Consider the following 5,499-nt stretch of genomic DNA (forward strand, 5'->3'; position numbering starts at 1 on the left):
CGCGTCTCGTCAGGCGGGCGCCGCGCACCCGCGCGCGAGGGGCTGACTACGCTGGGTCAACCCACGGGGGCACGCGCAAAGTTGCGGGCCGGGGGTGTCAGAGGTGCCCGGTACGATCCGTTCATCAGATTGGGGAGGGCTCATGGCGACCAAGTGGACCTTGACGATCGACTGCGCGTACCCGTCCAAGCTGGCCGCGTTCTGGGCGCTGGCATTGGGCTATGCGGAGAAGCCCGCGCCCGCAGGGTTCGGGAGTTGGGAGGACTGGCTCTCGCACCATGGCGTTCCGGAGGACGAGTGGGATGACGGGGCGTATCTCTTGGATCCGGACGGCGTAGGCCCCACTTTGTCCTTCTTGAAGGTGCCGGAGCCGAAGTTGGTGAAGAACCGGTTGCACCTCGACGTGCAAGTCGGTGGTGGCCGTGAAACGCCGTGGGAGGTGCGCTGGCCGCGTGTGGTCAAGGCAGTCGAGCGGTTGACCGCTGCGGGCGCGACTGTGGTCCGCGAGGACGAGTTGCAGGGCAGGCCGGATCACGTGGTGATGGCAGATCCGGAGGGTAACGAGTTCTGCGTGGTCTGAGAGGGCGTTAAGTCCGCTTCTTCCGGACGACGCTGAGTGAACAGTACGTCGCCGCCCGGGACCGTTCGACCCCCACCGTCCAGCACTTCCCGCAAACCGGGCATTCCGCCTGGTCCCCCTGCTGGATCGCCACCACTCTCAGCCGGGCCTGCTCAAGTGCCCGCCAATGCCGTGACCTGCACCGGCCAGAGCAGAACACCGCCTTCGCCGCCATCGTCGACGGCAACGGATCACCGCACTCCCGGCAGTACCGCCGGCCCACCGCTCGCGACGCCACAACCTCGATCGTCGCGACGTTCAGACCTCAAGACCAGCCTTCAAAAACACGCACTCAGAGCAGGCCGGTGAACGCGGCGAAGACGTCGTCGAGTTCGTTCGAGTGCACGGTGAGCGACTCGGGCGCGAGCGCCGCCGCGTCGAGGACCGCGAGCACGGCCCGCACCGCCTCGACACCGGCGTCCGCGGGGATCTGGAGGGTGCCGGTGGCGGGGTCGCCGCAGGCGCCGTCGAAGCAGGCACCGGCCCGCTCCAGCGCGATCGCGTCGGCGAACCGCAGCCGGATGACGGCGGCGGGCGGCCCGGTACGGGGCTCGGGCCAGCTCTCGCCACCGTCACCGGGGTCGGGGCCGCCGGGGTCGGGGGCGGCGGTGTCGGGTCCGGTCCGCGGGTCCGGCCCGGGTGCCCGGTAGGCGGGCAGCAGGCTCAGGTGGGAGCGGGCCGCGGGCAGCGGATATTCGGGTTCACCGAAGGAGAGCCCGCCACCGCCCCCGTACCCCCCGTACCCGTCGTACCAGTCGTACCCGGGCGGGCCGTCGTCGGGCAGGGGAGCCGCCTCGGTCAGGGCGTCCAGCAGCACGGACCGGGCCCGGGGCGGCAGCGAGGCGGCGAGCCGGCGCGCGCACTCCTTTGCCTCCGCCCCGCCCGTCGCGGCCACGGTGACCAGCTCGTGCACGAGGACGGCCGGCTGCGGGGCGTGCCCGGTGCCCGCAGGCGGGCCGAGGGGGCCCGCCGGCCCGGCGGACTGCGGCTGCTGCCGCTGGTGCCACTGCTCGTTCACGCGAGGACCTCCTGATCGTCCGGGTCCGGCACGATCACCGTTCCGGTCCCGTCGTCGGTGAACATCTCCAGCAGGACCGAGTGCGGGATCCGCCCGTCGATCACCCGGGCCGCGCCCACCCCGCCCCGTACGGCCGCCAGGCAGCCGGCCATCTTGGGCACCATGCCCTCGCTCAGCTCCGGCAGGAGCTTTTCCAGTTCGTCGGCCGTCAGCCGCGGGATGACCTCGGCCCGGTGCGGCCAGCCCGCGCACAGCCCCGCCACGTCGGTGAGCATGACGAGCGACCGGGCCCCCAGCGCGGTCGCCAGCGCCGCCGCCACGGTGTCGGCGTTGACGTTGTAGACCAGGCCGTCCTCGGCGCTGCGGGCGAGCGGCGAGACCACCGGGATGCGGCCGGCGGCCAGCAGGCCGTCCAGGGTGGTGGTGTCCACGCGGGTGATGTCGCCGACCCTGCCGACGTCGACGGGTTCCCCGTCGATCCACGGCACGTGCCGTACCGCGGTCAGGGTGTCGGCGTCCTCGCCGGTCATGCCGACGGCGAGCGGGCCGTGACGGTTGATCAGCCCGACCAGCTCGCGCTGCACCTGGCCGGCGAGGACCATGCGCACGACGTCCATCGCCGCCGGCGAGGTAACGCGCAGGCCCGCGGCGAACTCGCGTTTCATGCCGCGCCGTTCGAGCTCGGCGTCGATCTGGGGGCCGCCTCCGTGCACCACCACGGGCCGCAGCCCGGCGTAGCGCAGGAAGACGACGTCGCGGGCGAAGGCCGCCGTGAGGTCCGCGTCGACCATGGCGTGTCCGCCCAGCTTGACGACGACCGTACGGCCCTGGTGGCGGGCCAGCCACGGCAGGGCGTCGCCGAGGGACTGGGCCTTGACCTGGGCCTGGTGCACGCTGACGGTCATGAGACCCTCGCCCGCCGAACGAGGCCGCCGACCGGGGAATTGGCGCTCATGTTGGTCACGACTCCTTCTGTGGGGCCCCGGTCGTGGGCTGGACCCCATGACCGGTGGACATGCGCTGGAAAGCTGCACGAAAGGACTTGGCTGTGATGCGGGTTCCTGGGACGGTGAACTCCGCCCGGCCCGAGGGGCGCGCCGCGCTCTCGCGCGCGGGTTCTCGAGTGTCCTGCCGCGAGGTCACGTCCTGTCAACAAGACAGCGGCCGGGCCCGGGTGCTTCAGGCGGCCGAGCGCGTGGCCCGCGCGGCGGTGCTACGGCTCAGTTCCTGTTCGGTGCGCCGCAGCACGATCGAGTCGGCGATCTCGCCGCTGCGGACCGCGATGTTCGACAGCAGGGCCGAGGACAGCCCGTGGGTGTGCTCGGTGCCGCCCTGGAGGTAGACCCCGCTCTTCAGCCCGGACGCGCTCAGCAGACGGTAGTCGCGTTCCACCTGGTGCCGGCCCGCCGCGTCGCGCAGGAAGTGGTGGTCGAAGCCGCCGAGCAGGCGGGCGGGGTCCAGGTTGTCGTAGCCGGTGGCGAACACCAGGGCGTCGACGGCGAGTTCCTCCGTACGGTCGTCGAGCAGCGAGCGCAGGCTCACCCGCGTCTCGCTCCCGGCGCGCTTGACGTCGGTGACCCGGGTGAGGTTGCGGAAGTGCAGCCGCTCGGTGCCGCGCACCCGCTCGTCGTAGGAGCGCCGGTACAGCTCCCGGATGACGTCGGAGTCGACCACCGAGTAGTTGGTGTTGCGGTGGTAGCGCCAGAAGGCGTCCCGTGCCTGCTCGGTGCCGAAGTAGTGGTCGTCGACCGCGCCGGGGTCGAACACCTGGTTGGCGAAGGGCGTGTCGTCGGCGATGGCGTAGCCGTAGGACGGGACGACGGCGCTGACCTGGGCGTGCGGCAGCTCGTCGTGGAAGAACCGGACGATCTCGGCCGCGCTCTGGCCGGCGCCGACCACCGCCACGCTCTTGAGGTGGTCGGGGTCCTGTGCGTTGAAGCGGCTGAGGAACTCCGAGCTGTGCCACACCCGTTCGTCGGAGCTCACGCCGTCGGGCAGCCGCGGCACCAGGCCGGTCGAGATGACCACGTTGCGTGCGGCGACCACGCGGGTGCTGCCGTCGCCGGCGCGCACCTCGATCTCCAGGAGGTCGCGGGAGGGTGCCGCGGCCTCGGTGACGGGCCGGATCGAGGTGACCTCGGCGCCGTAGGTGACCCGGTCGCCCAGATCGGCGGCCGCCCACTCCAGGTACTGGTGGAACTCCTGGCGGGTGGGGAAGAAGTCCTGGTTGTTCACGAACTGCACCAGCCGGTCCGAGGCGTGCAGATACGAGACGAAGCTGTACCGGGACAGCGGATTCCGGTACGTCGCCAGGTCCTTGAGGAACGAGATCTGCATGGTCGTCGACGGCAGCAGCATGTTCCGGTGCCAGCCGAAGGCGGGCTGCCGCTCGAAGAAGTGGGCGGTGACCGGATGCTGCGGAGTGCTCGCCCCGTGCTCCTCCAGAGCGATGGCGAGCGACAGGTTGGACGGGCCGAACCCGATACCGACCACGTCGTAGACCTCTTCGTTCCGCCTGCCCGTTGTCTCCATGTGAATGCTCCCGATGCGTCTGGAAATCAACCGGTGGCCCACAACGCCTTCCGGCTTGGCAAAACCTTGCCATGATGTTGGCAACTCGATCCTGAGATCTGGTCTCGTGACGCTGGAGTGGTGGCGGAGTCGCTGGTGGGAGAGGTGACTTCGGCCCGCGGCGGCGGAGAAACCCTTGCCGGCCGCCTCGTACCGCCTGCCGCGCCGCCGCCGCGCTGCCCGCCCCGTGCCGGGCGCGCGAAAAGGGCGGGAGCGGGGTGTGGCGGGGTGTTTTCCGGAGTGATTCTCGAAGAATAATCGAGGACCGCTTGAGGACTTCTTCAGACCTTCTCCAGGTCTTCGGAATGTGGAAGCATTGTCCTGTCGGCAGGACGGCCGTACGGTCGGGGACCCTCGAAACAGGCCGATTTCCGAAAAGGAGAATGCGAATGTTCGTGCCCCGCTTTTATCGCGAGCCGAATAATTCCTGGACGGCGGATCTGATCCGCGACAATCCCCTGGCTCTCGCGGTGACGAACGGCAGCCCCGAGAACGGTCCCTTCGCCACGCACCTGCCGGTCATCTTCGACCCCGACGCTCCCGACGCCCCCGCTCCCGACGCCCCCGCTCCGGACGCCGCCGGTGATACCGGTGATGCCGGCGACGGGCTGAGGGGGGTCACGCTGCTCGGGCACATGAACCGGGCCAACCCGCACTGGGCGGCGCTGCGGTCGGGCGGCGTGCTGCTGCTGACGTTCACCGGCCCGCACGCGTACGTGTCACCCACGGTGTACGGGAAGACCCCGGCCGCCCCCACGTGGAACTTCACCGCGGTGCATGTCCGGGGCGTGGTGGAGAAGATCGACTCGACCGAGGAGACGCTGGAGGTGGTGCAGTCCACCGTGCGCGCCTTCGAGAAGGCGTTCGGCGACGGCTGGGACATGAGCGACTCGCTCGGCTACTTCCGCCAGATCGTGCCCGCCGTCGGGGCGTTCCGGTTCACGGTCACGGGTGCCGAGGGCATGTTCAAGCTCAGCCAGGAGCAGCCGGGCGAGGTGCGCGAGCGGGTCCAGGCCTCGTTCGGGCAGAGCGGGTGCACGTACAAGCGCGAGGTCGCCGGGCTGATGAACCGGCTGCCGTGAGACGCCGGTTGCCTCGGCGCCGGCGGCCTCAGGCGCTGATGGCCACCGGGTGGGTCCGCTGTTCGGCGATCCCCTTCATGTCCTGCACGCCCTTGAGCCCGGCCGCCTCGGGGCGCTCCGCCGCGGTGCCGAGCGAGGGCCCACCCCACGAACTCGGCCACGCGCCGGCTGTAGTCCCAGGTCGACCGGATCAGCGCCAGGTCGAACCC

The 5,499-nt window shown here is 70.7% G+C and carries 5 protein-coding genes; 2 read left to right on the forward strand and 3 right to left on the reverse strand.

Going from position 1 to position 5,499, the window contains the following annotated elements; all coding sequences use genetic code 11:
- The first annotated feature begins 142 nt into the window (after positions 1-142).
- The gene (locus ACWEBX_RS37010; RefSeq protein WP_355846412.1) at positions 143-580 is read left to right on the forward strand and encodes a VOC family protein; all 438 of its coding nucleotides are present in this window, start codon (positions 143-145) and stop codon (positions 578-580) included.
- A gap of 331 nt (positions 581-911) precedes the next feature.
- Here the strand turns inward: ACWEBX_RS37010 and ACWEBX_RS37015 are convergent, their stop codons facing one another.
- The 3 genes from ACWEBX_RS37015 to ACWEBX_RS37025 all read right to left on the reverse strand — a co-directional run bounded on the left by ACWEBX_RS37015 (position 912) and on the right by ACWEBX_RS37025 (position 4,169).
- Positions 912-1,637, reverse strand: coding sequence for a hypothetical protein (locus tag ACWEBX_RS37015; protein WP_451889131.1), 726 nt, complete (start codon positions 1,635-1,637; stop codon positions 912-914).
- Entirely contained in the window at positions 1,634-2,542 is a 909-nt protein-coding gene (argB, locus tag ACWEBX_RS37020; protein WP_451889132.1) for an acetylglutamate kinase, read from the reverse strand. Before argB ends, ACWEBX_RS37015 begins: the two co-directional genes overlap by 4 nt.
- 274 nt (positions 2,543-2,816) lie before the next feature.
- Positions 2,817-4,169, reverse strand: a complete 1,353-nt coding sequence (locus ACWEBX_RS37025; RefSeq protein ID WP_451889133.1) for a lysine N(6)-hydroxylase/L-ornithine N(5)-oxygenase family protein — start codon at positions 4,167-4,169, stop codon at positions 2,817-2,819.
- A gap of 428 nt (positions 4,170-4,597) precedes the next feature.
- Here ACWEBX_RS37025 and ACWEBX_RS37030 point away from each other — a divergent pair, with 428 nt between their 5' ends.
- Positions 4,598-5,290, forward strand: coding sequence for an FMN-binding negative transcriptional regulator (locus ACWEBX_RS37030; protein WP_451889134.1), 693 nt, complete (start codon positions 4,598-4,600; stop codon positions 5,288-5,290).
- Positions 5,291-5,499 lie beyond the last annotated feature (209 nt).

The organism is Streptomyces sp. NPDC005070 (genome assembly GCF_053600395.1).

What these genes read in the sequence shown, in the direction of transcription:
- ACWEBX_RS37025 (WP_451889133.1), bottom strand. Translation starts at nt 4,169, where the DNA reads ATGGAGACAACGGGCAGGCGGAACGAAGAGGTCTACGACGTGGTCGGT.
- ACWEBX_RS37030 (WP_451889134.1), top strand. Translation starts at nt 4,598, where the DNA reads ATGTTCGTGCCCCGCTTTTATCGCGAGCCGAATAATTCCTGGACGGCG.
- argB (WP_451889132.1), bottom strand. Translation starts at nt 2,542, where the DNA reads ATGACCGTCAGCGTGCACCAGGCCCAGGTCAAGGCCCAGTCCCTCGGC.
- ACWEBX_RS37010 (WP_355846412.1), top strand. Translation starts at nt 143, where the DNA reads ATGGCGACCAAGTGGACCTTGACGATCGACTGCGCGTACCCGTCCAAG.